23 protein-coding genes and 3 pseudogenes are annotated in these 25,542 nt (G+C 41.0%); 15 read left to right on the forward strand and 11 right to left on the reverse strand.

The genetic code is table 11. From position 1 onward, the window contains the following. The first annotated feature begins 79 nt into the window (after positions 1-79). The 4 genes from B9G53_RS22035 (at position 80) to B9G53_RS22050 (ending at position 3,712) form a co-directional block, all read left to right on the forward strand. Positions 80-1,699, forward strand: coding sequence for a glycosyltransferase (locus B9G53_RS22035; protein ID WP_094535609.1), 1,620 nt, complete (start codon positions 80-82; stop codon positions 1,697-1,699). 151 nt (positions 1,700-1,850) lie between these two features. Further along, on the forward strand, positions 1,851-2,777 hold the full coding sequence (locus B9G53_RS22040) for a glycosyltransferase family 2 protein (RefSeq protein ID WP_094535610.1): 927 nt from the start codon (positions 1,851-1,853) through the stop codon (positions 2,775-2,777). Beyond that, a complete protein-coding gene (locus tag B9G53_RS22045; protein ID WP_009625027.1) occupies positions 2,774-2,977 on the forward strand; it encodes a hypothetical protein in 204 nt (67 codons plus the stop codon). The genes B9G53_RS22040 and B9G53_RS22045 overlap by 4 nt, the downstream gene beginning before the upstream one ends. A 60-nt stretch (positions 2,978-3,037) precedes the next feature. Further along, positions 3,038-3,712: a triacylglycerol lipase gene (locus B9G53_RS22050; RefSeq protein ID WP_094535611.1), complete on the forward strand. Its 675-nt coding sequence runs from the start codon at positions 3,038-3,040 to the stop codon at positions 3,710-3,712. 240 nt (positions 3,713-3,952) lie between these two features. Here B9G53_RS22050 and B9G53_RS28730 read toward each other — a convergent pair whose 3' ends face one another. After that, the gene (locus tag B9G53_RS28730; RefSeq protein ID WP_254923770.1) at positions 3,953-4,087 is read right to left on the reverse strand and encodes a hypothetical protein; all 135 of its coding nucleotides are present in this window, start codon (positions 4,085-4,087) and stop codon (positions 3,953-3,955) included. On the opposite strand from B9G53_RS28730, the pseudogene B9G53_RS28735 reads away from it, so the two are divergent. Both B9G53_RS28735 and B9G53_RS22060 read left to right on the forward strand, forming a co-directional pair. Further along, positions 4,047-4,229 (forward strand): annotated as a pseudogene (locus tag B9G53_RS28735) (transposase); the annotation flags it as partial. The gene B9G53_RS28730 and the pseudogene B9G53_RS28735 overlap by 41 nt on opposite strands. A 326-nt stretch (positions 4,230-4,555) precedes the next feature. Beyond that, a pseudogene (locus B9G53_RS22060) lies at positions 4,556-4,804 on the forward strand (alpha/beta hydrolase); the annotation flags it as partial. Positions 4,805-4,816: 12 nt separating this feature from the next. Here the strand turns inward: B9G53_RS22060 and B9G53_RS22065 are convergent. The 6 genes from B9G53_RS22065 to B9G53_RS22095 all read right to left on the reverse strand — a co-directional run bounded on the left by B9G53_RS22065 (position 4,817) and on the right by B9G53_RS22095 (position 14,151). Then, positions 4,817-5,813 (reverse strand): IS1 family transposase gene (locus B9G53_RS22065; protein ID WP_094535613.1). Its coding sequence is split into 2 segments (ribosomal slippage): positions 4,817-5,449 and positions 5,451-5,813, totalling 996 coding nucleotides; the frame shifts between segments, so codons are not numbered across the junction. A 38-nt stretch (positions 5,814-5,851) separates the two neighbouring features. Then, a complete protein-coding gene (locus B9G53_RS27615) occupies positions 5,852-5,998 on the reverse strand; it encodes a hypothetical protein (protein ID WP_176453310.1) in 147 nt (48 codons plus the stop codon). A gap of 399 nt (positions 5,999-6,397) precedes the next feature. Beyond that, a complete protein-coding gene (locus tag B9G53_RS22080; protein WP_094535614.1) occupies positions 6,398-7,267 on the reverse strand; it encodes an aldose epimerase in 870 nt (289 codons plus the stop codon). A gap of 67 nt (positions 7,268-7,334) precedes the next feature. Further along, the gene (locus tag B9G53_RS22085) at positions 7,335-7,739 is read right to left on the reverse strand and encodes a thiol-disulfide oxidoreductase DCC family protein (RefSeq protein ID WP_094535645.1); all 405 of its coding nucleotides are present in this window, start codon (positions 7,737-7,739) and stop codon (positions 7,335-7,337) included. A 95-nt stretch (positions 7,740-7,834) separates the two neighbouring features. Next, positions 7,835-12,628 carry a pentapeptide repeat-containing protein gene (locus B9G53_RS22090; protein WP_094535615.1) on the reverse strand — a complete coding sequence of 1,598 codons (4,794 nt, stop codon included), beginning with the start codon at positions 12,626-12,628 and terminating at the stop codon, positions 7,835-7,837. A 347-nt stretch (positions 12,629-12,975) separates the two neighbouring features. Then, on the reverse strand, positions 12,976-14,151 hold the full coding sequence (locus tag B9G53_RS22095; protein WP_094535646.1) for an LL-diaminopimelate aminotransferase: 1,176 nt from the start codon (positions 14,149-14,151) through the stop codon (positions 12,976-12,978). A 188-nt stretch (positions 14,152-14,339) separates the two neighbouring features. On the opposite strand from B9G53_RS22095, the gene B9G53_RS22100 reads away from it, so the two are divergent. Next, a complete protein-coding gene (locus B9G53_RS22100) occupies positions 14,340-14,552 on the forward strand; it encodes a hypothetical protein (RefSeq protein WP_094535616.1) in 213 nt (70 codons plus the stop codon). 39 nt (positions 14,553-14,591) lie between these two features. Continuing rightward, on the forward strand, positions 14,592-14,945 hold the full coding sequence (locus tag B9G53_RS22105) for an iron-sulfur cluster assembly accessory protein (RefSeq protein WP_094535617.1): 354 nt from the start codon (positions 14,592-14,594) through the stop codon (positions 14,943-14,945). A gap of 57 nt (positions 14,946-15,002) precedes the next feature. Here B9G53_RS22105 and B9G53_RS22110 read toward each other — a convergent pair whose 3' ends face one another. Both B9G53_RS22110 and B9G53_RS22115 read right to left on the reverse strand, forming a co-directional pair. Beyond that, entirely contained in the window at positions 15,003-15,398 is a 396-nt protein-coding gene (locus tag B9G53_RS22110) for a GFA family protein (RefSeq protein WP_094535647.1), read from the reverse strand. 14 nt (positions 15,399-15,412) lie between these two features. Further along, the gene (locus B9G53_RS22115; protein WP_141211852.1) at positions 15,413-15,877 is read right to left on the reverse strand and encodes a DUF2059 domain-containing protein; all 465 of its coding nucleotides are present in this window, start codon (positions 15,875-15,877) and stop codon (positions 15,413-15,415) included. Between the two features lie 419 nt (positions 15,878-16,296). Here B9G53_RS22115 and B9G53_RS29175 point away from each other — a divergent pair. Next, positions 16,297-18,053 (forward strand): annotated as a pseudogene (locus B9G53_RS29175) (diguanylate cyclase). Between the two features lie 74 nt (positions 18,054-18,127). Further along, positions 18,128-19,780: an ABC transporter substrate-binding protein gene (locus B9G53_RS22130; RefSeq protein ID WP_094535648.1), complete on the forward strand. Its 1,653-nt coding sequence runs from the start codon at positions 18,128-18,130 to the stop codon at positions 19,778-19,780. 85 nt (positions 19,781-19,865) lie between these two features. On the opposite strand, the gene B9G53_RS22135 is transcribed toward B9G53_RS22130, so the two are convergent. Further along, the gene (locus B9G53_RS22135) at positions 19,866-20,318 is read right to left on the reverse strand and encodes a hypothetical protein (protein WP_094535619.1); all 453 of its coding nucleotides are present in this window, start codon (positions 20,316-20,318) and stop codon (positions 19,866-19,868) included. Beyond that, entirely contained in the window at positions 20,315-20,806 is a 492-nt protein-coding gene (locus B9G53_RS22140) for a hypothetical protein (protein ID WP_094535620.1), read from the reverse strand. Before B9G53_RS22140 ends, B9G53_RS22135 begins: the two co-directional genes overlap by 4 nt. Before the next feature lie 414 nt (positions 20,807-21,220). Here B9G53_RS22140 and B9G53_RS22145 point away from each other — a divergent pair, with 414 nt between their 5' ends. The 5 genes from B9G53_RS22145 (at position 21,221) to B9G53_RS22165 (ending at position 25,490) form a co-directional block, all read left to right on the forward strand. Then, positions 21,221-21,538, forward strand: a complete 318-nt coding sequence (locus B9G53_RS22145; RefSeq protein WP_094535621.1) for a hypothetical protein — start codon at positions 21,221-21,223, stop codon at positions 21,536-21,538. A 75-nt stretch (positions 21,539-21,613) separates the two neighbouring features. Further along, positions 21,614-23,137 carry an AAA family ATPase gene (locus B9G53_RS22150; RefSeq protein ID WP_094535622.1) on the forward strand — a complete coding sequence of 508 codons (1,524 nt, stop codon included), beginning with the start codon at positions 21,614-21,616 and terminating at the stop codon, positions 23,135-23,137. Between the two features lie 174 nt (positions 23,138-23,311). Beyond that, positions 23,312-23,662 (forward strand): DUF1257 domain-containing protein, encoded by a 351-nt coding sequence (locus B9G53_RS22155; protein ID WP_094535623.1) that lies wholly within the window; start codon positions 23,312-23,314, stop codon positions 23,660-23,662. A gap of 188 nt (positions 23,663-23,850) precedes the next feature. Next, the gene (locus B9G53_RS22160) at positions 23,851-24,489 is read left to right on the forward strand and encodes a Uma2 family endonuclease (RefSeq protein ID WP_094535624.1); all 639 of its coding nucleotides are present in this window, start codon (positions 23,851-23,853) and stop codon (positions 24,487-24,489) included. Positions 24,490-24,812: 323 nt separating this feature from the next. Continuing rightward, positions 24,813-25,490 (forward strand): hypothetical protein, encoded by a 678-nt coding sequence (locus B9G53_RS22165; protein ID WP_094535625.1) that lies wholly within the window; start codon positions 24,813-24,815, stop codon positions 25,488-25,490. The last annotated feature ends 52 nt before the right edge of the window (positions 25,491-25,542 follow it).

A 25,542-nucleotide genomic window follows, 5' to 3' on the forward strand; every position in this document is an offset into this window, starting at 1 on the left:
TGCTTCGTGTGGTAAGAAGGAGTCAAGAGTCATTCTGATACTAATATCGATCCTAGCCGCCCTAAATGCTGTGGCAGCAATGTGGCTATTACTTTATGGGCTAAATGCTTATTGGCTCACTGCTGTCCATAAGCCTAAGCTTTCCCTGCGGAAACAGCTTGTTTTTCCGCAACTTAATCCTGCGCGAGAATACCAAGTTGCCCAAGCCGCAACATCATCACCCAGTTCAGGTGCGATCGCTGTCAATAATTTTGATAACTTTGATAACTTTCGCCTCGACAAACCGCTAAACAATAGCTTTTCTGGTTATGTGTTGGCAGTGGAGCCACCTGAACATCAAGCGATCGCTTTAGAAGATTTGCCAATTGTCACGATCCAGTTACCAATTTTTAATGAGCGCTATGTTTCGCGTCGATTGGTAGATGCAGTTTGTAAGCTGGACTATCCACGCGATCGAATGCAAATTCAAGTACTTGATGACTCCATTGACGACACCCAAGCGATTCTTAGCGAAACTGTCCAAGAATACCAAAATCAGGGCTTTTGGATTGAATACGTGCATCGCATCAATCGGGCTGGATTTAAAGCAGGTGCGTTGCAAGATGCGATGCCGCTAGTACAGGGTAATTACATTGCGATTTTTGATGCGGATTTCATTCCCTCAGCAAACTGGCTCAAGGATACAATTCGCCATTATGTAGAAAATCCCGATGCAAAGGTTGCTGTCGTCCAAACCCGTTGGGGACATATCAATTCTGAATATTCGTTACTAACCAAGTTGCAATCAACAGGGATTGATGGACATTTTGCGATCGAGCAGCAAGCTCGATCCAACAATGGCTATTTCCTAAATTTCAATGGGACTGCGGGTATTTGGAATCGTCAGGCGATTATTGATGCTGGCGGTTGGCACGCTGACACGCTAGCCGAAGATATGGATTTGAGCTATCGCGCTCAACTCAAGGGCTGGCAAGTTGTCTATGACAATAATATTGTTGCACCTGCGGAATTACCAGTTGCTATGCTTGCTTTTAAATTGCAGCAGTTTCGCTGGGCAAAGGGCAGCATTCAATGTGCCAAGAAGTTAGTTGCCCAAATCTGGAAAGCTGATCTGAGTCTGGCTGTAAAATTTCAAGCCACAATGCATTTGACGGGATATTCGGCACATCCTTTGATGCTGCTCTTGGTTTTGCTGTCAGTTCCCCTAATGCTGATTACGCCTGACAATGCGATCGCCATGCGGATTTCCTTTGAGAGCATTTGGTCAGTCTTTATGCTTCCGGCTACCTTTGGCCCCCCATTTTTGTATTTCCATGCCCAGCGAGAGTTGTATCCTAAATATTGGCATCGCCGCCTTGGTCGGATTTTCCTATTAGCCGTTCTTGGTACTGGTATTTCTTGGAGCAATAGCCGTGCTGTATTTGCTGGGTTATCAAATACAGGGGCAAATTTTCGCCGCACACCCAAGTTTGATATCAAACACAAGAGCGATCGCTGGGACAATAAGGCTTATAAGATTCCCCTTGATGCCACAGCCGCAATTGAAATATGCCTATGTATTTACAGTGCGATCGCTGCCATATTGGCTCTTAGTAAAGGACTATATGTAACTTTGCCATTCATGGTGTTGTATGCGGTGAGTTATGGCTATGTCGGCGGACTTACCCTCTGGCAATCTTGGCAACAATCCCGCCACTAAAATAAAAGGGTGCTTTTGCACCCTTTTATTTTTACAAAAAACCAATTTTATTGTTTCCATCGCCTTCGGCGATGGAAACAATAAAATTGGTTTCGTACTAAGAATTGCTACTTTTAATTAAAATAGACGACGCAAAGAGTCTTCTTTGATAATGGTCAATATGTGGTCAATTGTTATCCCAACTTATAACCGCTTACCAATCTTGCAGAAGTGTTTGCAATCGATGGAAGCACAAAATTTTACCCAACCCTATGAGATTGTAGTGGTTGATGATGGCTCTACAGATGGCACGGTAGAATTTTTGCAAAGCCATGCTGATGAATTTTCTCACGTTCGTCTATTTCTGCAAAACCATGAAGGGGCGGCGATCGCTAGAAATACGGGCATAGATCTAGCCCAAGGTGACACCATCGTATTTATTGATAGCGATCTTGTTGTTACGCCAGTATTTTTGTCAGCCCATGCTAAAGCTCTGGAAAAAGCTTCTAAAAATGGCGATCGCGCTTTTACCTATGGTTTGGTAATTAATACTAATAATTTTGAGCATCCCACCTCGGAGAAAATTAAAATTCAAGATATTTCCACTGCTTTTTTTGCGACGGGTAATGTGGCGATCGCTAAGCATTGGTTAATTGAGGCAGGAAAGTTTGACACTAGTTTCCGTCAGTATGGATGGGAAGATCTAGAGCTAGGTGTTCGCCTCAAAAAATTGGGATTAAAACTAATTAAATGTCCTGAAGCCGTTGGTTATCATTGGCATCCCGCTTTTACAATTGAGCAATTACCGCGCCTTGTTGATGTCGAAGCTCAACGCGGACGTATGGGTGTGGTCTTTTACCAAAAACATCCGACATGGCAAGTCAAATTGATGATCCAGATGACATGGTTGCATGTGATGCTTTGGGGCGTATTGTCGTTAGGTGGATTGCTAAATGAGCGATCGCTGCGTCCCTTACTTACATGGCTAATCGATCAAGGTAAACCCCAATTAGCCCTCGAAATAGCTAGAATTTTCCTAAATTGGTACAACGTCAAGGGCGTATACGCCGCCTATCGCGAAGCACAGCAGAGCCTATGAAAGTTTCCCTTGAATTTCTCTATCACTTTCATTGCGATCGCTGTCGTAAATGGTGGAGCCGTGCGGACATTGAGCCACAAATTGGTGAGCAGGTTTACTGCCCTTATTGCGGTCACATTAATACAGTGGAAGCAGTGCAAACTTTTCGGAATGCGGCACGCGGAGGTAGTTGTCTTAGTCAACGCCCTGACGAAATTTAGTACTTTGCGCTTTAAAGTAGAGAGGTCGCTTTGCGTCCTTTCTACTTTGATAGTGAATATATGAACACTCCAAATATAATTCTGGCGGGATATCTTGCGGGAGCTACCGATTACATCCCGATCGCCCAAAAATTACAAAGTAAAAACTTATCGGCGACAGTCGTACCTTTGAAATGGACGGACTGGGTTCCGACCCTTGGCGGACGATCGATCGCACCGATCTTAGAAAAACTTGATCAAACCGTAAATCTAGAATTAGCCAAAACTGGTGTATCGAAAGTAAATATCATTGCCCATTCCGCAGGGGGATGGCTATCACGGATTTATCTAGGAGATCGCCCCTATTACAACAAGGTTTGGAATGCGCGTTCTAAGGTTGCCAAACTGGTTTGTCTAGGAACCCCCCAACGTAGTCTCGAACCTTGGTCACTGCCAAATTTAGGTTTTGTCAATGACAATTATCCTGATGCTTTTTATGATGATATTGAATATATCTGTGTGGCAGGAAATGCGGTACAGGGCAAAAAATCTACACCAAAAAAATGGCTTGCCTATAGTAGTTATGAACTCACCATTGGGCAAGGTGATGTATGGGGTGATGGCATAATTCCGATTGAGGCGGCTTATTTGGATGGAGCGAAGAACATGGCGATCGATGGGGTGTATCATTCACCGCGATCGGGTAAATGGTATGGCTCTCAAGAAGTAGTTGATATCTGGGCGGAGTATCTATAGATTTTATTTGCTTTTCCCGTTATTTTGCTGTTTCAGCATAACCGCCAATATTCCTACTGCCACAAGCCTTATTCTAGCGTTGTATATTGTCATTAAGTAACACTTATTGCAAATATAGTTGTACCAAATCACAAAAGAGAGGCTACAGATAGAGCATCAAGAATGGAAGCCCAGCCGACAATAGAGGCAATGACAGATTTAGTCATCTCAGAGAGACGATTCTTGACTAAAAGCCGCAACTCATCCATATTTTTGGGCAAAGCAAATCGTAACCCTTGCTTCAGGTGCAGAGGGTGGGACAAATACAGAGACTTTTCTATTTTTTGTTCGCGAAATTCTCGTTCCTGCTCTATGGAAAGGGACTGTTGTCGTCATGGACAACCTCAATGTTCATACTAATCTATTAGTTATAGAGGCAATTGAGTCGGTTGGCGCAAAGGTCTTGTTTTTGCCTACCTATTCTCCTGAGTTAAATCCCATTGAAATGCTTTGGTCAAAACTCAAGGCTTTTTTACGTAAAATTAAGCCTAGAACTAGAAAAGATTTAGATGCTGCTGTTTCTACTTTCRTTRCTTCTCTTCAGCAAAAAGACCTTCTTGGCTATTTCCTTGAGACTGAAGCTCGTGCCGTATTCATCTGAAAATCGCAATAGGTTGCTCCTATATCCCATATTTGGCTCCTTTTTCTTATCTTCCTAAGATACCAAATGGGTTCTATATACTCTTGCCATTTTGACTCCTCTTTTTCATCTCTTCTTTTATACTATCTGTATCCTCTTCTTTGTGTTTTGGTATAAAGCCAAAACTCTTGCCTAGAAAGCGTTTCAGAGATGGCGTGAAAAGTAAGGAACTAGACATATTATTAACCCAATCCCAAATCGAGCCACCCTACATTTTGATAGGCGATTCCTTTGGCAGCTACAACATGCGCCTATATGCTCATTTGTTTCCCCAAAATGTCGTAGGGCTAATCCTGACTGATGGATTGCATGAGGTAGGAATGCTCAATATGCCTATTCAGTTGAACGCAATAAAGCTATTTTTTCTCTCAGGCTTTCTGATATCTATTTTCGGATCAGCTTTCGGAATTATTGGCACTGGTGAGTTAATTAGTGAGGCAATGAAATCCACTTGAGGATAATAATTCCAGCATAGAAACGGGACGATGAAAAAGTCTGATCGCCATAGCAGGAGTCTTATTCTTACCCAAGCCCACATGAGGTCTCACCCAGTTGTGAACTAATCTTTGCACAGTTACTGCTCGTTGTAATCCTTCGGTATTCTTCGCATACAGGTTTTGTCTGCGGCGATAAGCGCTACACCTCCTTCTCAAAGCACTATTGTTTGCTTCATTGTGATTGGCATGAACGTCACTCTTATCGCTAATAGCCGTATAGGGATGCTCTGGTTTGAGCCATTCGACACGACGATTGCCCTGTGAACTTTTAATTTTGATAGCAACTTCTAATCCATGTCGCCATACCTTTCGATGTCCATACTCACGACTTACTTCGGTGGATTTGAGGCGCACACTTGCCATTTGCCATAGTTGTTGGGCATAGCGTCTTTCGCCATCGGTAAACCATCGGATGTATTGACTTGCCTTTGACCATTGCCATGCTGTTTTGGTTGCTTTTGCAAATAGTTTAGTATTTTTGAACCCTGCTTTTGCTTCAATCCAATAGCGACTCTTACGCTCAATGAATGTCACTGTCCAGCCTTTTGACTCACTGGGGGGAAAGGTTCTCGCCTACGCGAGTATAAACTTCTTCGCCTTCGATGGTGACATCTCCTCCTGTTGGGGCAGATGGACTCCATTGCTGTGAATGCTCTGCCAATTTTTGCTCCCATCTCATGATGCTGACATGGGATTTTTCCAGTACTCTCCCACTGGCTCTGATTCCCATACCTTCACTCCTCATCTTCATCGCTAAGGACACTACACTTTCTGGTGTTCTCAGCCTTGACATTGGCGTTCCTGTCCTTTCGCTAAATCTCTTGTTGCATCCTTTACATAAATAATTCTGAACAGCTTTTCCGTCTTGGTGGTGATGTTTGCCGTTTTTGATTGTCTTTTGGCTTTGGCAGTGGGGGCATTCCATGGCTTTCTCTTTGGCTCTGCTTCTATTTTCTCATGCCACTAATTTAATGACCAGTGCCGAATTATTCGACTATTGAGATTATGCAGAATATTTGAATTCATCAAGCTAGAATTAAAAAACTTTTCTGAGGATGCACGCGATCGCGTAAAGCGCTCTTTCTGTCTTCCTAAACACTGGATGACCATGAGTCAAGAGATTATAAATATAGACAAAAGTGCAATTCAGGTAAGTATTGCTAAACATTTTTGTCAATTGCTGATAGTCAGTATTTTAAATCCCATTCTTTCTTCAAGCCATCTTTCTGGACTGCTTTAATCCCTCTGCTTAGTATCAACTAATTACGAGATAAAATGCATCTTGAATTTGCAGCTAATCAACAAATTGTCTTCAGGTTGATGCTTCTAAGAGTAGCCATTTTGTGTGGGTAGATCAACCAGATTTAATCATAAGTAGCGTAAGAACTGTAATCTCCAAAATAAACTCTTCCCATTAGCAGCAATTAACATTCCAATATCAATAAGAGGAGTATTATCGTTAATTAACGATAATACTCCTCTTATTGATATTATTAGAACTGTAATTCCTTAGAAAAAGTTTGCAGTAATACTTACTGTAGCACTACAGCTAGCATTGGGTTCTAGTACAGTTAAATACTCCTTAGTATTCAAAGAATTGCGAGTTGCACTCCAAGGCTCTAGACAATAGAAATCTTTACCCTTAACCGTCCAAAACACTAGATAGGTATAAAAATCATCGTAATCGATCGCAATTTTAAGTTTGCGATCATTGTCATTTACTGAAGTTGAACGACTGGAAAGCTTACCAAATACTGAGTCAATCTCATCTTGATCGAAGTTAAACTTGCCATCAAAATCAAAACTCTCCTTAGTGCGATTATCCTCGTAGCGTCCAGAAGGAATATTGGATTCGATCTGATTTTTGTCACCGCAGAGAAAATAGGGATGGAAGCCTGAAGAGAACGGCATCGGTGTAGAAGAGAGATTTTTATATTCTTGGCGAATCTCTAAGGTATTGCCGCGCAACGTATAAGTAAAAGCTAAATGGAAATCAAATGGATAGACAGCTTTAGTTTGTTCATTGCTACCTAGCTCAATGGTTACACTTGCTCCACCATCATTACTTTGTGATGTTGCTGTCCAAGGTAACTCACGGGCAAAACCATGCTGTTTGATTTTGTAGTCAGTTCCATCGACATTGTAAGTATCATTGGGCAAGTTACCACAGAGCGGAAATAAAATCGGATTGCCACCTCTAACGCTCAAATCAGGATGGGTAAAGCGTTCAGTATCAAGGTAGAAAACTTCTTGGTTGTTGATCCGCCAACTTGTGACAATGCCACCGCGCTCTGGCACAACTTCTATTTGAGAATTTGCGCTCTCATCAGACAAGATATAGGTATGGTATTGCTTTTGCTGAGAAGAAACTTTATACACAAATTTTGCCTTGTAACATTGCAAAAATGATTATATAGCAAAGTAGAGGGAGAGCTTAGTATTCTCACTACTTTCTCGCCGCACAACCAAATGGATAAGCTGTGTGGTAGGTGCGATCGCGTTTTCCAAATAGTTTATAGCGATTGTCTCTAATCTGAATATAGGTCGAATCTCCAAGAGATTTAAGAGGTGCGATCGCTCGATATGCCGATATCAAAGCTTTGCCCATAGGCAATAGGCGCGTAATTTCTTCAGCAGCCTCACTACCTTGCCATCTTTGGGTAGGAACTTGGCGATCAATTAAGATCATACCCATTTCACAATCGTCAGTTGTGACATTAAAGATTTCTAATGTCTGTGCATCCTGCATGGGGATATAGCAAAACTGATGCCCGCGATCGAACCTTTCTAGCAGACTGACAAAGCTAGCACAAAGATTACAATTACCGTCATAAATCACAACATAGTTCATAAAAGTTAGGGTTCTGAAATTTAATAGAGAACCGATTTTTTGTGGCGCGGCTTCGCCGCGCCACAAAAAATCGGTTCTCTATTGTTTTTTAGTGCTTATTGAAATTTACAAGGACCTTTCGCTCCATTAGGACAGATTGTTTCCTCATCTGTTTTTGGCAGCTTGTTCTTATCGAAGGTAACACGGGTAAGGTTAATTCCATTAAGCTTGGCTCCACTCCAGTTAGCGCCATTGATCTGACTACCAGTGAGATTAGCTCCACTCAGGTCTGTATTAGTCATGTCAGTATAGTTGAGCTTGGCATTAGATAGATTAGCGCGTTTAAGACTGGTAAAGCTCAAATTTAATCCTGACAGCTCTTGGCTTGCTAAATTACGTCCTTCGCGAGGCTGATTGACAATCTGCCATGCAAGTAAAGTTGTGGCACTAAATTTTGTTGCTTTCTCTGTTCCTTGAGCACCAATTTTAGAACCTTTCAAGTTAGCGCCTTCCATTTTTGCCCCAACAAAATTAGAGCGCGTCAGATCGGCTCCCGCTAAATCAACGAGATTCATTTGAGCCTTGTTAAACTCTGACCAAATTACACTAGATTGGATTAATCTCGCTCGACTCAAATTAGCATTAGTAAAGTTCACTCCATCAAGGTTTGCTTCCTGAAAATTTGCACCAACAAGACTTGCATCTTGCATTTTTGCGCCCGTAAGAATGGATTTGCTAAAGTCAACGTTATCCAGCTTGGCTCCTTTGAAATCCGCATTTGTGAAATCTTTACCACTGGCATCTTTAAATAGCCCCCACCGCAAACCTAAATCAAATACAGGTCTATTGAGAAGACTATAAAGTAGAAAAGCTCCGCCGATCACCCCTAATCCGATCGCAGGAAGTTTGAGATAATTTTGCCATAGCGACTCTAAGCTGACAGTAGGTATCGTTAACTTGGGCTTACTAGAAGTGTTTGGCGGTGGTGCTACTGGCTGTTCATAGCCACCATACGCATCGTAGTTGTCTTCAGTAAACCGATTAAAATCAACTTGATCGGGGGGCGTACCCATACGTGCTTGTGTCGAATCACCAAAACTTGCCATTGGCTTACGGCGATCTCGAGGAATTTCTCTAGTCTCACTTATGCCTGTTACATCAGATCGGAAAGATTCCGTTGGATTAGTTCTAACCCTAGAAGGTAATTGTGTACTTTGAGGACTGATCGTGGTGATACTGTCAGATAAATCACCGCTATCTAGTAAACCTGACCAATCTGTATTGTCATCATGAATTTCCAAGCCAAGATCGTTAAAATCAGGTAATCCAGTTTCTTTGCGCTTAGGAACACTAGAAGAGTTGCGCTCTTTCCGTTCTCTATTTTGTGGAACTTTCCCGACCGATGCTCCTGCACTTGAGGGCATTGTTAGATCACCATAGGAAGATCCTGTTGATGCTCTTCCTCCAGAAAGCACCGTATCAGCATCTAATAATTCTGACCAGCCTTCATCAATTGAAGTGATCGGTTTACGCTGCCTATGTTGATCTGGTTGTGAGTGAAATCGATCAAAATCATCTTCATTTTTTCTGCCCATTCTATTTTGGGGCTGTGGCTGAGAGCTAGTATGTGGCTGAGAGCTAGTATGTGGCTGAGATGGGGCTGGAGTCGTACTACCTTGAGTAGGATTGCGCTTTGGTGGTAATGGGGGAAGAAAAGGTGGTGGTGGTGGGTTATTGATAGATGGAGAAGTTGGTTCTTGCTTGCTCAGAGGAGGAAGACTTGGAGGTGCGGGAGCGATCGGTGGTGCTGATGGTGTCAACCCAGTAGATATTTGTGGAGAGACAAACCCATCGTCAGAGAGTGGGTCAAAACTATCTAGATCAAAATCATCTAAAAAGTCATGATCGCTTGGATCTAGATCGAACTTTGATGATGCTAAATTTGAATTGGGAGATGCCATGGGGGATGAATCTTTCACTGACACGAAATCATTAAAACCATCTGCTTCTGGTACAAAACCATTGAGTAAATCATGGGCTAAAGCTTCTTCCTGAAAATTTACTTCTGAATAGTTGTCATTGAGTAAATCATTTACCAAAGCTTCCTCAAATGGATCACTTGCTCCAGCTAAGTTATCTTCCAACCCATCTATAGAATTGCTAGCAGAATGATGAGGACTGAATCCTGCAGAGAGTGAATCTTCTACGGATGAATCAGCAACAGGACGACTTGGAGTAAGTGTTGTAGGAATACTGCTAAGATTAAACTCAGAAGCAGGAAGTTCTAATAAGCTATCTTCATCAAAAGAAGCTAGATCGAAATTATCGTCTAGCATACTTTCTAAATCATCATCCGCATGACTAGGATCTGTAACAACTGATTGAGCAGTACTTGTATTCCAATTAGATTCTTCTGAACTAAAGTTGACTGGTGGAACTATATCATTGCTAAAACTATCAGCATAATTAGCAAAATTATCATCTAAACCTGAGTCAGCAAATTCCTCTCCAGCTAAACTATTTGTATAATTGGCAAAGTCAGAGTCAGTAGCTTGTTCAGCCATAGATTCAAGGCTTTCCCATTCTGGCGATGGAGGAATATAGTTCTCAGAATGGTCAAATTCTTTGTCTGCTAAACTCGAATATATGTCATCGTGAGATGGAGTATTAAATTCGTTGAAATTGTTAAACTGTTGTTGGTCGGGAAGTTGCTCAAAGGTATCTGGGTTTCCTGAGATATCATTAAAATCATCATATATTTGTGGAATCTCGGAATTAATAGTTTCAGGATTACTGATACTTTCGCTTTCAGCTAGTTCGTTGACATTATCAGCGATCGCCCAATCATCTTCATCAAGATTGTTGCTAAAATCAAAGTCTTCATTGAGAGGCTGCTCTAGGAAGTTATTGTCAACTGCACCTAGCAAATCATCATTAAAAATTTCCGAAGGTTGATCTGAAGGGGACAAATAGTCTTCTGTTTCGACTAACTCTTCCTGCCATACATCATTACCACGACTGATTTCAGCTTCTAGACTTGCGCTCCAATCAGTTTCATTGCCAATACCAATTTCAGCTTCTAGGCTTTCACTCCAACTCGCTTCATCACTAAGCCCAATATCGAAATTAATTTCATCTTCTGGCGATGCCTCCCAACTGACATCAGCACTAATGTTATGAACATCTATGCCTTCAGAATCAATTTCTACGCCCCAATTCTGATTGTCAACCGCGTCTTCATGTTCGTTATTTGCTTGCTCAAAATTTGCTTGCTCAAACGTCTGTTCAAAAGGTGCTTCAGTCTGAAGGTCGAACTCTGGCTCGAAAGACAATGACTCAACAACTTCTATCCTAGAATCCACATTAGCTGTCTCAAAGTTAGCGGGTTCTTCTGCTTCAGAAGACTCTAGATTAGGCAGATCAAAGTCAATATTTTCTTCTACTTCAGAAGTAGCATTAGCCAACTCAAAATCAACATATTCTTCTGCTTCATAAAGAGTATTGGCTAACTCAAAATCAATATTTTCTTCTGCTTCAGGTAGGTCTACTTGTGATCCACTAGCCCAGTCATCAGATGTACCAAAAGCATTATCGATAGATGTAGTAGATAATATCAACTCGCTATCTATGCTAGAAGGGCTATCCCACACAGCATCATCGATCGCATTTTCGATAACCTCACCCCAATCATTAGTGAATGTATTTTCAACTGATTCATCAAGGGGAGCAGAATCAAGGTTTGACGAATTACTCGACCACATCTCATCTTCAATCACGTTTGGATTAAAGGATGCTTCATACTGGGACGCTACAAAGTCATCATCTAATGTATTAGCAGCTTCTGCTCCCAGATTGCCAACTTCAAAATCATCAAAAGGTAGATCCTGATCTTGTGAATTTTGTAATTCATTCTGAAACTCACTTGGGAAATTATCTTGAATTTCAAAATCATCGACAAGCTGATTAAATTGTATTTCTTCAGCTTGTATTTCTTCAGACAGATCTAAATCACTAACTAATAAGTCATCTATTCCATCTGAATAATTAATCTCAGCAAATTGATCAGAGACTAGATCTATACTTTCAAATTCCTCTACAGTATTTCCAACAACCTCTGAAACTTGAGTTGATGTTTCAGAAGATCCACTGACAATATCGAGACTGAGTTCGCTAGATGGCTGATTAAAATTGTCTTCTAATATTCCTGAAATACTATCCCAGTCACTATCATTTTCAATAGTACTTAAATCGAAACTTGAGTCATCATTATCATCTAGCAGTTCTGCTAGTCCTTGTATCTTACCTTCGGTATTATCGATCTCGCTTTGTAGCCCATCAATACTCAGTGGGGTTGAAGTGTCAAACCCTAAAGAGTCTAGATCGGCAAAATCCGAGTTGTCTAAAAAATCCAATCCATCTAAGCCCAGATCTTCTTCATCGAAACTGAGACTATCGGGCTTTGGTTGAAGAGTTGTCTGAGATTGACCAATATCTTGGTATGAAGGGTTAGCTTTGGCTTTGATATCTGAGTCATCCATCCTTGTCTTGAGATCAGACACAATCAACCAATCAATATCGCCCACTTCATTGTTGTTAGGAGGAATACTGCCCTGACTATTTGAGGTATTGGATGTATTCCTTGAAGAAATAGAGCGCTCAATTGGCTCATCTAAACCTAGCGATCGCAACCATTCTAAATCTTCAAGATCATTCTCAGCAGCTTGGTTACTAAATACTTGGGAAGGTGAGCTTACTGGAGATTGATTTGATCCTGATTTGCTGTCTGGAGATCCGCCAATTCGCGTACTAATATCCGATATAATCATCCAATCGACATCAGCAGCATCAGCCTTCTTATCTGGTTCGTTAGCGCCTTGACCTTTTTGTGGGATATTTTTATTGGAAGCCATGAATCAATCCTCAGCATTATGTTCGGGCTTGCACCGCTAGGCGCTTTCTAAAAATTAGATCGCAATTTTAGTTGGATACATTTAACGTTATTTCAAACCATAGCTTATCAACAACGTTAGTGTGATTTTAACAAATAACGATTTTCATCAGCAAATCTTAAATCAATAGCAATAAGCGTTTTATTCTAGACTCTTGCAAGCTTTAATTATTTCATTGCATATAAAGTTTAAGCTAATCTTAACAAACAAGATCTACAAAAGTAGAGTTGACACTTCACTTTCTGTAGGCAGTTCACATTGTGGAAACCCAAATTGAGGTTCTTCTCGCACCGTAGGTGCGAAGAACCTCAATTTGGGTTTTGCAGAAATGCACCAATTTTTGTAGCTGCTTCTTGTAAAACTTCAGGTGGATGTACCAGCGCAAACCTGACATAGCCTTCACCATGTTTGCCAAATCCTGAGCCAGGGGCTAATGCGACTCCCGTAGATTTAATTAAGTCTAGACAAAATCCCACTGAATTATGGGCGTATCGGTCAGGTAGTTTTGCCCAGAGATACATCGTAGCGTTGGGATTAGGGATTTCCCAGCCGATCGCTTTAAGGGCTTCGATCATCACATCTCGCCGCGCTTGAAATGTATCGACTACATGTTCAATTGGTGCGCGATCGCCATTGAGCGCTTTGATTGCACCACGCATGATGCCCTGATATTGATTGAAATCGACGACGGCTTTAATTTGGCGAAGCGCTTTAATTAGTTCACGATTGCCAACTGCAAACCCAACTCGAAAGCCGCCCATGTTGTAGGACTTAGACATGGTGAAAAATTCGATGCTGACATTCAGAGCGTGATCGGCTTGCAGCATCGAAGGTGGTGTCGATCCGTCAAATACTAAATCGACATAGGGAAAATCGTGAACTAAAGCCAGATTATATTTTTGACAAAATTCGACAGCAGTTTGGAAAAATTCTAAAGTTGCTGTTGCCGTCGTAGGATTGTGGGGATAGCTCAACACCATCAGTTTTGACTGCGCCAACACTGTCTCAGGAATATCCGCAAAGACTGGTAAAAAGCCATTTTCAGCTAATAGGGGCATACCATACACTTGACCACCAGCTAAATGAATGCCGCCATAGTGCGATGGATAACCAGGATCTTGTAAGAGCGCAAAATCATTGGGATTAAGTAAAGCAAGCGGCAAATGGGCTGTTCCCTCCTGTGAACCAATCAGAGGTAATACTTCTGTTTCAGGATCAACCGTTACGCCAAATTTTTTTTGTATCCATGCTGCTACTGTTTTGCGGAAGTCCAGAGTGCTACCAAATAGCGAATAGCCGTGAGTAGTTGGATCATTTAATGCGGTGGCGATCGCTTCTAGAATAAATGCATCAGTTGGCAAATCAGAGGAACCAAGCGATAGGTCAATTATTGCCATTCCAGATGCTTTGACCTGACTTTTGGCTATGTCCATATCGGCAAACACATTAGACTGTAGCGGCTGAAGGCGATCGGCAAATTGCATAGGATTTAGCAAGTACATATAAAATAGGATGTGCAGTGCGAAGCACTGCACATCCTATTTTCACCTGAACTAGCGTTATTTGTAAGATAAAAGGAGTTGTGAAGATACGCCCCAAAGGGACGAACCCTCACAACTCCTTCATGGTTGCTATAACATAGAGTAAGTTGTTGAATTATCAAAGAAAACTCATGGTTTGCTGTAAAACAAAATCCAACCTTGCCAAAGCCGTCAAACTACATCGCAATTTTCATTTCAAAACTGGGCTACTTCTCGATCAAGGGGTGCGTCTATTTGGTGTACATAAATGCTTTCTTACCAAACCGTTTTATAAAGCCGCCAAAGTTGCTGGCTACACCAATGTTTCTCTAGCTAGTATTGCGCTTGTCTTACTAGAAGACTAATATTGCTCTTAGCACGATTCATATATAGGAAAGTTTCAGATGATTACATTGACTGATGCCGCGATCGCTCGCGTAAGAAATCTCCAAAGCCAACGCGCCACTTCTGCACCTTTGCGTTTAGGCATTAAACAAGGTGGCTGTTCTGGTTTGTCCTATTTGATGGACTTTGTTGACCAACTCGAAGCTGATGACAATCAATACGAATATAACGGCGTAAAAATTGTGATCAACAACAGTAACTTGCCTCAGTTGCAAGGTTTAGAACTTGACTACACCGAAGATTTATTAGGTGGTGGCTTCCGTTTCCGCAATCCTAATGCTAGCAAGTCTTGTAGTTGTGGAACTTCCTTTGCTACTCCCAAAGAGATTGGCGCACCTGTAGCTTGTAGCTAATTTACAGCGCTTTGCGCTGACAAAAAAGAAGTCTCGCATTGCGAGGCTTCTTTTTTGTCAGGTGATTTGCTGAATATTATCTTCCCAATGTTTGCCATCAAAAGGCACAATTGTAAATCGCTCCATCGCGTCATCATCTAGACAGCGCACATTCACATCGTAATCATCAGGATGCGATCGCGGACGATAGAAAGGATGAATGCCACAGGTCTTACAAAAATAATGCTTGGCAATTCCTGTATTAAAAGTGTAAGTGGTGAGATTCTCTTCGCCTTGCAACAGCTCAAAATCTTCGGGAGGAACGATCAAATGCAAAATTCCTTTCTTTTGACACATTGAGCAGTTACAGGCGATCGCCTCATATTTTCTCACATGCACCCGAAAGCGCACGGTTCCACAGTGACAGCCACCAGATATATTCGCTTTGGAGTCTGGATCAATTAATAGTGACATAGAGTTTTGTGCGATTACTTCCATAGATGAGCAGGTACGTTTATTTTGCCTGAATTGTAGTCATCCCATGCTTTCCAAAGTAATCTTGCTCTTTTTTCTCCCGTCTCCTCATAGGCTTGGATTTCTGCTCTCAATAACTTTTTCATCAATGGATGCTTGGCTAAATCTAATAATTCCTGTAGTTCGACTTCCGAAAAATCAGATTCTAATCTTGCCACATACTGAGATTCAACATACTTCCATCCAGCTACTCGTGCCAAAGTTTTTTGCAACCAAGAACTAAACTTAGTTCTTGAACCATTTCCAGTAGAAATGTCAACACTGTTCCAAAAATATAGGTCGTACTGTTTACCAATACCCAATTCAACTAGAATTTCTTTAGCTAGTTGCTTTTTTGATTTTAGGGTGACAGTAATCGGTGTAGGGGAATCTTGACTAGTTTCGGCATTAGCGATCGCTGTATATGCAGATAAACTCATACACCCAAATAATAGAAAGCTAGAAAAGCCAAGAAATTTCAACTTGAGTTTTTTCATTTTGCTTAAGCTGTTTGTTGTTTATATCGATAAAGTTTAGCTTACTTCAAAATTAAAATCTAGAAACTAGCTATACCAATACAAAAGTAAAAAGTCAACAATCATATTATTAATTCTTGAAGATTTTAGAAAAATAATAAAATGGGAATTTGTAGATATTTAGATATATGATTAACTTGGCAAAATAATTAAACTAAATGAACAGCGATCGCACCATAAATCTTAAAAAGCCTCGTCAAATCTCTCTGAAGTTATTGTTAGTTGTTCCATTTGTCTTACAAATTGTTGGTGTAGTGAGTTTAGTTGGTTATCTTTCTTATCAGAGTGGACAAAAAGCGGTAGAAAATATTTCTGGCTCTCTGATGAATGAGGTTGGAAACCGCATTCATGAAAACTTAAGAAACTACTTTCGTAAACCGACAGAAGTCATCCAAAACAATGCTAATGCCATTAAACTTGATATAATTCCTTGGCAAGACTTCTCTAGTTTAGAGGAATATTTTCGGCAACAGCTACAAACCTTTGATGGCATTGGCTCTTTGGGTATTATTAATGAACAAAAAGAACTTTTGATTTTACAAAAAAATGATGATAATTCTCAGACAATTAGCATTAGAGATCAATCAACTAACTTCTTCTTCAATAGTTATCTTACTGACAATCAAGGAAACCGACTTAAACTGATTAGAAGCTCTAACAAATTTGATACCCATAAATATCCACCTAAATCCCCTTGGTATGAAAAAGTAAAAAGAGCAAATCGTTTAGTTTGGATCATTAATGTTGAACGCATTAAAACTGACACATCTCCTTTTGTTGCTTTAAATTTTATCCCTTTTTATGATCGCAATAATGTCTTTCAAGGAATTGTTGGTTCGTCCGTTTCTTTAACACAACTTGGAGATTTTTTAAAAAGCCTAAAAATCGGCAAAACTGGTCAGGCTTTTATTATAGATCGAGAGGGATTACTAATTGATAGCTCCACTAGTGAAACTCCTTGGACTCCAAGATTATCTTTAAATAATACTAAACAAAACTTAGATAATAAGCTTACTAAGCTAGAACGTTTAAATGTTCTTAATAGCAATAACTTGGTATTCAAAAAAATAGCTACTTATTTAAAAAAATATTTTACTGATTTTCGCCAAATTCAAAATAGCCAAAATCTTAGCTTGGTTATTGATAACAAGAAATATTTTATTCAAGTTTCTCCATTTCAAGATCAAGTAGATTTGGACTGGTTAACAGTTGTGATTATTCCTGAGTCTGATTTTATGGCAGAAATTCAGGCAAATACTCAATGGACAATCGTTCTATGTAGTTTCACCTTGGTGATCGCTATGGGAATAGGTGTTGTGACTGCACATCGCATTACTAAGCCTATCCAGAAATTAAGTCAAGCCAGTCAAACTTTAGCGCAACAAGAATGGCAAAAATCGGCACTCAAACCAGACTTTTTAGGATTTCAAGATATTACAGAATTAGCAACCTTATCAGACTCTTTTAATCAAATGGCAACAGATTTGCAAACGTCATTTGAGACTTTAGAACATCGTGTAGAAGAGCGCACTGCTGAGCTAGTGCTTGCCAATCATCAATTGGAATTGCTCGCTAATTTAGATGGTTTAACCCAAATAGCTAATCGTCGCCGCTTTGATGATTACCTAGCACTAGAATGGCAACGCCATCAACGCGAACAAAATCCTCTCGCGTTAATCTTGATCGATATAGATTATTTCAAACGCTATAACGATAGTTATGGTCATCAAGGTGGCGATATTGTTTAATGCGTGTTGCCCAAGCGATCGCTCAAGTTCCCCAACGCCCAACTGATTTAGTAACAAGATATGGTGGTGAAGAGTTTGCGGTGATTTTGAGCAATACAGAGACCGATGGAGCATTAAAATTAGCGAATACGATCCAAGCGACAATTGCAGAAATCAACATTGATCATCAAAACTCGGATGTAAGTGATTGCGTTACTTTAAGTATGGGCGTTGCGAGTCTAATTCCTACAGTAGAGCAAAGTATAGAAATTCTGATTTCCTACGCGGACAAAGCTCTTTATACAGCTAAAGATCAGGGGCGTAATCGGGCGATCGCTTACAACGTTACATAAACCCGACATTATGAGAAGATTTAGCATTAAGGAATCCAGTTATGTTTTCGGCTAATAAATCAATAAATAGATCAATGAGATATTTGCTGCGTCGCTTTTTGGCTTGGTTTGCGATCGCCATAATCACACTAACCACATTATTTGCCTGCACCAATGGCAAAGTTACTAATAACGTTAATAGGCTGGGAATTAGCGATCGCACTAATGAGCGTATCGTTTTAGGCACAACCAGCAAAATTCGCACTCTTGATCCTGCCGATGCCAACGAATTTTTTATAAGTAATATTTTCTACAATACGCTCGAACGCCTTTACACCTACAAAGAAGGCTCCAACGAGGTAATTCCACAATTAGCGGCGGATATGCCCAAGGTTAGCGATGATGGCTTAACTTATACCGTACCTGTAAGAACAGGCATCAAATTTCACGATCGCACCAACTTTAACGCCTATACGATGAAATTTGCCTTGGAACGCTTCATAAATTCCAAAGGTGCGCCAGCATATATCTTGGGTGATGTTATCGAAGCTATTTCTGCACCGAGCGAAACTGAACTAATTTTTAAGCTCAAGCAACCTTTACAATTTTTCCCCAAGTTCTTAGCTTTTACAGGCGCAGCAGCGATTTCACCACAGGTTTACAAACACATTAAAGATGAAAAGACAGGCAAGCTATTATTCTTACCCGATAAATTAGTCGGAACTGGTCCCTATCAAGTTACCCAGTTTGTTGAAGGTAGTTACTTGCGCTTAGATACATTTCCCGATTATTGGGGTAAAAAGCCTGCCAATAAAGGGCTTGATATTCAGTTTTTCTCTTCTAATTCCAACTTGCTCAATGCCTTTAAAACGGGTGCAGTGGATATTGCATTTCAGACCCTGACACCCACTCAGATCAAGAATGTAGAAACTAATGCGAAACAAAATGGCTGGACGATCGCCTCAGGTCAAGGTGCAACCATTTTGTATATGGTTCTAAACACTCACCAAGCTCCACTAAATGACGTGCGTGTGCGTCAAGCTTTATCTGCGGCGATTGATCGACCGCTTCTAGAATCACGTATATTTTTCAATCAACGTGCGCCACTGTATAGCTTAATTCCTAGTGCTTTTAAAGAATCTAAGCCTGTATTTGAACAGAAATATGGGGATGGTAACGGTAAACTAGCGCGGCAATTGCTGGAATCAGCAGGATATTCTGACGATAAACCTGCTCAAGTTACCATTTGGTATTCTCCAAAATATGGTGGCAATGGTGACTTAATCGCCAGTACGATGCGTGCGTCAATTCAAAAAAACGTCGGTAAAATTTTGCAGATCAAAACTGAGCGTGTCGAAAATACCGTTGGTTATGCTTTTTTGGATAAAGGTGTATATCCGGCCTATTTACTTGATTGGGTTCCCGATATTCTCGACCCCGACAACTACATCAAGCCATTTTTAGAATGTGAAGAAGCAGAAGGCGATCGCTGTACAAAAGGTAGTAGTCAATTCCAAGGCTCCTTTTATAACAATCCAGAGATGAATGAATTAATTGCCAAACAGCGTAAAGAGCGCGATGAGGTTAAGCGATCGCAAATACTTCAAAAAATCCAAGAAATCTTGGCTGAGGATGTACCCTTTATTCCGCTCTGGCAAAATAAAGAATACGCCTTTGCTCAAAGAGGTTTACAGGGAGTCAAAATCGAACCGAACCAACAACTTCCTTACTGGAATATTTCCAAATAATAATTAAGGAGCGTCAAGCGCTCCTTAATTATTATATTGAAAGCACCGCGAAGCGGTGCTTTCAATGATTTATCTAGTGTTGTAATTACTGGCTAGTCTCACTAATCGTTAGACGATAAGATGCGCGATCGCCATCGGACGTACTAACCCAAATTTCATACTTCCCCGCAATCCAAGCGCCTGATAGTTCAGGACTATCACCACTACGACAATAAATACCATCAGGACCTTTAACTAATAGTGATAAATTGCGATTTCCAGATACTCTTAATGCTAAAAAACCAAAGTTTTTCTGTACCGTCAAAGTATGGTTTGGTGTTTGCTTTGTCAATCCTTGGCATTGTCCATTAGCTTTACTAGTAGCAATAGATGCCAAAGGAATATCTCCACCCGCACTACCAGCATAGACTTGAGGATCAGGGGTAAATTTGGGTGCGATTGGCTTCAGTACCTCTTGGCTCAAGGTTGGCGATACCGCCAAAAACATTGGTACTAGAGCAAATCCCAGTAAAGCAATTGGCAGTTTCAAGAATTTCATTTTTGACGTATTTCACTCAAAGACAGCGTATAGCGGAAAGATTGATTAATATTTTTAGAAGCAACCCAAACTTGGTAAGTCCCTTTAGGCATACGGCGATTAGCTTGTGGATTGCGTCCACCCGACTCATCGTCAGCACAGATAACAATGCCGTTTGGGCCTTTAACTAACATAGTTGGATCATCATTGATATTATCGGTATAAACCAAAAGATCCATCACAGGAAAGGTTTCAGTCAAAGTAATTGTGTGATTGGGCTGAGCGGTAGCAAACCCACGACAATTATCAGCAATTCCTGCAATGCTCGCAATACTGATATTACCACCCCCATTTCCAGCCAAAGTTGCTGGATCAGGTCGAAAATTTCGCCCCAACGAAATAGCGCTTTGAGCAAAACTAGGAGCTGCGATCGCTAAAGCCGCAATAGTTGCAAAGGTTCCCCAACCTAGCTTAAGGATATTGGAATACCCAATCTTAGAAACGTTCATACCTGACTCCATGTGGGATGCATTAGTTTAGATGCATTATTTGGGATTCATTTTTATTTAGATATTATGACCAGACTGATGCTGATTTTGTTCCTAAAAACAAGTTTATAGCGCTTTTCGACTTTGCTAAACAATCAAAAATCCAAAATTAGCGAGTAAGTACTTGCACAAAATAAATTACCCAAACCCGTAAAGTTGCGAACCCTACAGGTCGCAACTTTACGGGTTTGGGTTTGTAATTAATTATGCTCATCTACTTAATAATTTTTGAGTGACACTAAACCTTTCCCAAACCGATCCATTTGTGTAAAGAAACATTAAGATATTGCTGTCATAACAGCATAACACCTTGACAGCACAAGATTCTACCTGTAACTTGATTGCATACCCGGGTATTCACTGTTCTTAACCACTATGCAAGACAAGCAAAAGGTAACTTTTTATCTCCCCGAACGACTACATCAGCAGCTTAAGATTCGTTCTGCTATTGATGGTGATTCGATGTCAGACTTAGCCGAAAAAGCGATTAGCTTTTACCTCGCCCATGCTGATATTGTCGAATCTTCAGGTATCGGGCATACCCATCAAACCTACAACTGTCCGAGCTGTTCTCAAACTGTTGTAATCCGTGATGGTGAACTGCTGGCAATCGGGGGCAATCGCATCCAAGCTTTACCTGTTACTGTTGGCAAAGCTGACAGTCCAGATGAGGAGCTAGTTTCAATTAGCTAAATCAATCATCTGCACTTCCTAGAATTTTTTCTGTAGACAAGGTGAGGACAGAGGCATAAACCTCGGTATTACTATATGCAAGAGCAACTTAGCATTTTAATTCAAGCCCAATATCCCTTGATCTACCTCAATACACCAGAGGAAGAAAGAGCAGAAAGGGCGATTTCAAACATCTCTGAACTGAAGCCAGTACGTCGCATGTTCACATGGACTGTGACCCACGGCATCGTTGAGTATGGACAAACCACAGGGGCAGCGCAACACAATACCGAATCTGCGGAAGCAGCTTTGAAATGGATTACTCGTGCTGATCAGAAAGATCCTGCTATCTATATTTTTAAGGATATGCATCCTTTCTTAGATCATCCTGTAACTGTTCGTTGTTTGCGTGATGCGATCGCTAACTTCAAAGGCACTCAGAAAACAATTATTTTGATGTCGCCGATTCAAGTGATCCCTGTTGAGTTAGAAAAGGAAATCGTCGTACTTGATTTTCCTCTACCAGATATGAAGGCGATCGAAGAAGTACTCGATCAACAACTTGGACAAGTTCGCACTAAAAAAGTATCATCTGAAACTCGCGAAAAGCTAGTTAGAGCTACCTTGGGTTTAACTCAAGATGAAGCAGAAAAAGTTTATCGCAAAGCTCAGGTCACTAATGGCAAGCTAACTGAAGAAGAAGTCGATATTGTACTTTCAGAAAAGCAACAACTAATTCGCCGCAATGGCATCCTCGAATATATCGAAGATGAAGAAGATTTAGATGCTGTCGGGGGACTCGAAGAACTAAAGCATTGGTTGCAACAGCGCTCAAATGCCTTTAGTCAGAGAGCTAGAAATTATGGATTACCTCAACCCAAAGGGATGCTGATTCTTGGTGTTCCTGGTTGTGGAAAGTCCTTAATCGCCAAGACAACTGCTAGGTTATGGTCATTACCATTAATACGCCTTGATATGGGACGTGTTTATGATGGCTCAACGGTTGGCAAGTCAGAGGCAAATTTACGCAATGCTCTCAAAGTTGCTGAATCAATTTCACCAATGATCCTATTCATTGACGAGCTTGACAAAGCATTTGCTGGGGGAGCAGGTTCAGCGGATTCCGATGGTGGTACGTCATCACGGATCTTCGGTACATTCTTAACATGGATGCAGGAGAAAAAATCACCTGTATTCGTGATGGCAACCGCCAATCGTATCGAAAAGTTACCAGGGGAATTTCTCCGCAAGGGACGTTTTGACGAGCTTTTCTTCGTTGATTTACCTAACGGTGAAGAACGCAGAGATATTTTCAAAATTCATCTGTGTAAGCGTCGTCCAGATGTTGAAAAATTAGACAGGTTCGATTTTGAGCAACTATCGAAAGTAAGCGATGGTTTTTCGGGGGCGGAAATCGAACAGGCAGTAATTGCTGCCATGTATGAGGCTTTTGCCCAAGATCGGGAGTTTACGCAGCTAGATATAATTTCGGCTGTGAAATCCACGACTCCCTTATCACGCACGATGACTGAGCAGGTTGCTGCTTTGCGTGACTGGGCAAGAATGCGGGCTAGACCCGCTGCTACTTCAGTCGCTGAATATCAGCGTATGGAGTTTTGAAAAGCTTATCCTGCTGTTTCGTAGTCAGCAGGTTTAAGGCTAGATTCTAAAGAATGTCTTATCAAAAGACAATCGATCTAGCAGCTAACATAGGAGTAAGAACCACCAACACTCTTATGTCTCCCGTTCGAGTTAACAGTCAAGTTCACATTTATTTACAGGAGCAAAACTATTATGTCTCATTTCAGCACACTTCGCACAAAAATTACTGATGCCGAAGTCCTCAAGTCGTCTTTGCGCGATCTGGGTATCAGTGTTAAGACTGAAGCTGATGTTCGCGGCTATAACAGCCAACGCATCCGTGCCGACATTGTGGCAACTCTTGAAGGTGATTATGATTTGGGTTGGTCGCGTAATGCTGACGGCTCATTTGATCTAATTGCTGATCTTTGGGGTGTCGCCAAAAAGCACAATCAGACTGAGCTGATCAATTCGATCAACCAGAAGTATGCTGTAAACAAGGCTCTAACTGAAGTTAAGCGTCCTGGACTGAGCAATGCCAATGTAAAACTCGTTTTGCAGTAAGGTGTCCAATCTTGCGAGTTAATTATGCAAATTAACAGGCTAGTCATATCTTTGACTAGCCTGTTTTTTCTTACCAAAAGAAAAGGAGCGCTAAGCGCTCCTTTTCTCTATTAAGTAATACCAAAACACAAAATGGCTATGCCATTTTGTGTTTTGGTTTGATTTCTATACACCACGAGGGCTAGACAATGATTGCGGCAATAAAACCTCAACAAAAATGGCAGCAAGCAACTTGGGATGATTATGTAATGCTGCGCGATGACGATAACGGCGATCGCTATAAATTATTTTTTTATAAGGAACACTTGTGGATAAAAATGGGCGCAGAAGGAATTCATCACTCACAGTTTAGTGCATTGTTTGAAATGATATTTGCAATTTGGGCAATGCAAAATCCTCATTGCCGTATTGCTTCGTTTCGCGGATGCCAGATTGAGAAACAAGGATTTCGAGCAGCAGCACCAGATATAGTTTTATATGTTGGGGAAAACATTCCAACTTGGAAAGCTGGACAATCACGTTTCATTAATTTAGAGCAGTGGCGATCGCCTGATCTCGTAGGGGAGATTGCGGATACGACTTTAGCGATCGATTTGGACGAAAAGAAGCGAGTGTATGCTGAACTAGGTATTTCTGAATATTGGGTGATTGATGTCCGCGCTTATCGACTATTTGCGTTCCAATTAGATGAAAGTGGAGTTTATAAACAATGTGAATTTTCTCAAGTCTTACCAAATTTAGCGGTCTCATTATTAGAAAAAACTTTGGAACAGCTAACTACCAAAACTAATACTGAAGCTGCAATCTGGTTTTCACATCAAATATAGCAATCCTAGATGGGTTGTGAGAGTGCGTCCCGAAGGGGCGCACTCTCACAACTCTCCAAATCTTACAACTCATTTAGGAGCGCTATATAAAGCCCTAAACTTGAGGTAATCGCAACAACAATTCTCATTATGAAACCGATTTTGGTGCTTCCAGCGCCGAAGGCGCTGGAAGCACCAAAATCGGTTTTTTGAAAGCCCGCCAACGGCGGGCTTTCAAAAAACCGATTTTTATAATTAGAATTGCTGTAATCGCAAGTCTAGCAACTCAAGTTTAGGGTTTTAATGTAGAATGATGATACATAATTTTTTCCAAAGTCGCCCTCATGGAAATTGCGATCGCCCTATTGCAGCATTACAGTTTTGATCTTGGTGGTTATACCATTAGAGACTTGACTCGTGCATGGGGAAATTTTAAATCTGAATGGGTGCGCCAAGCTGTCATCGAATCACTGTTTCAAGGAAGATATAAAGCGGTTTCAGTGGATCAAATCTTGCATCTATGGGAACGCAAAGGTGAACCAAATTGTCGCTACAACCGAGAATTCGAGCGTTTGGTCTGTGGTGATGTGGCTGTAATTTATGAAGATCGGATTTTTTATACGCCTCCACATACTTCCAATCGAGAAACGGCGATCGCTGAAATCCCTCCATTTACAGCTACCGAAAAATCGAATTCACCACTTCCATTTCCTCGACGCTCAATGATGGGAATTGCAAAGACTGCTAAAGTTGCTCCTCAAAGTGCCGATCCTAAACCTCAAAAATATCCTAGTCGGCTTACCACACCTTCGGGAATGACAGCCCCCGCAAAAGTTTATCCTCCAACTTCAGAATCTGAGTATTCTGAAGTTTATCGCTCCGCTTATGAAAATATGACTTTACTTGCTGAGTCTTCAATGTTTGTCGATAAGTTGCGATCAATGTGTAGCGATCGCTTAGTTCTACCAGTTCCTGAAATTGTCTCTGATATTGACAAAGTCGAAGTTTCTATTGAGAATTAGGTTCGAGCAATCCAAAAGAGTAATGGTGGCGCAAAGCGCCGCCATTACTCTT

Source organism: Pseudanabaena sp. SR411 (assembly GCF_002251945.1).
Taxonomy (GTDB): Bacteria; Cyanobacteriota; Cyanobacteriia; order Pseudanabaenales; family Pseudanabaenaceae; genus Pseudanabaena.

Bases quoted from the DNA above. Each gene is read 5' to 3' on its own strand.
- B9G53_RS22035 (WP_094535609.1), top strand. From the start codon at position 80: ATGTGGCTATTACTTTATGGGCTAAATGCTTATTGGCTCACTGCTGTC.
- B9G53_RS22040 (WP_094535610.1), top strand. From the start codon at position 1,851: ATGGTCAATATGTGGTCAATTGTTATCCCAACTTATAACCGCTTACCA.
- B9G53_RS22045 (WP_009625027.1), top strand. From the start codon at position 2,774: ATGAAAGTTTCCCTTGAATTTCTCTATCACTTTCATTGCGATCGCTGT.
- B9G53_RS22050 (WP_094535611.1), top strand. From the start codon at position 3,038: ATGAACACTCCAAATATAATTCTGGCGGGATATCTTGCGGGAGCTACC.
- B9G53_RS28730 (WP_254923770.1), bottom strand. From the start codon at position 4,087: ATGACGACAACAGTCCCTTTCCATAGAGCAGGAACGAGAATTTCGCGA.
- B9G53_RS27615 (WP_176453310.1), bottom strand. From the start codon at position 5,998: ATGGTCATCCAGTGTTTAGGAAGACAGAAAGAGCGCTTTACGCGATCG.
- B9G53_RS22085 (WP_094535645.1), bottom strand. From the start codon at position 7,739: ATGAACTATGTTGTGATTTATGACGGTAATTGTAATCTTTGTGCTAGC.
- B9G53_RS22090 (WP_094535615.1), bottom strand. From the start codon at position 12,628: ATGGCTTCCAATAAAAATATCCCACAAAAAGGTCAAGGCGCTAACGAA.
- B9G53_RS22095 (WP_094535646.1), bottom strand. From the start codon at position 14,151: ATGCAATTTGCCGATCGCCTTCAGCCGCTACAGTCTAATGTGTTTGCC.
- B9G53_RS22100 (WP_094535616.1), top strand. From the start codon at position 14,340: ATGGTTTGCTGTAAAACAAAATCCAACCTTGCCAAAGCCGTCAAACTA.
- B9G53_RS22105 (WP_094535617.1), top strand. From the start codon at position 14,592: ATGATTACATTGACTGATGCCGCGATCGCTCGCGTAAGAAATCTCCAA.
- B9G53_RS22110 (WP_094535647.1), bottom strand. From the start codon at position 15,398: ATGTCACTATTAATTGATCCAGACTCCAAAGCGAATATATCTGGTGGC.
- B9G53_RS22115 (WP_141211852.1), bottom strand. From the start codon at position 15,877: ATGAGTTTATCTGCATATACAGCGATCGCTAATGCCGAAACTAGTCAA.
- B9G53_RS22130 (WP_094535648.1), top strand. From the start codon at position 18,128: ATGAGATATTTGCTGCGTCGCTTTTTGGCTTGGTTTGCGATCGCCATA.
- B9G53_RS22135 (WP_094535619.1), bottom strand. From the start codon at position 20,318: ATGAAATTCTTGAAACTGCCAATTGCTTTACTGGGATTTGCTCTAGTA.
- B9G53_RS22140 (WP_094535620.1), bottom strand. From the start codon at position 20,806: ATGAACGTTTCTAAGATTGGGTATTCCAATATCCTTAAGCTAGGTTGG.
- B9G53_RS22145 (WP_094535621.1), top strand. From the start codon at position 21,221: ATGCAAGACAAGCAAAAGGTAACTTTTTATCTCCCCGAACGACTACAT.
- B9G53_RS22150 (WP_094535622.1), top strand. From the start codon at position 21,614: ATGCAAGAGCAACTTAGCATTTTAATTCAAGCCCAATATCCCTTGATC.
- B9G53_RS22155 (WP_094535623.1), top strand. From the start codon at position 23,312: ATGTCTCATTTCAGCACACTTCGCACAAAAATTACTGATGCCGAAGTC.
- B9G53_RS22160 (WP_094535624.1), top strand. From the start codon at position 23,851: ATGATTGCGGCAATAAAACCTCAACAAAAATGGCAGCAAGCAACTTGG.
- B9G53_RS22165 (WP_094535625.1), top strand. From the start codon at position 24,813: ATGGAAATTGCGATCGCCCTATTGCAGCATTACAGTTTTGATCTTGGT.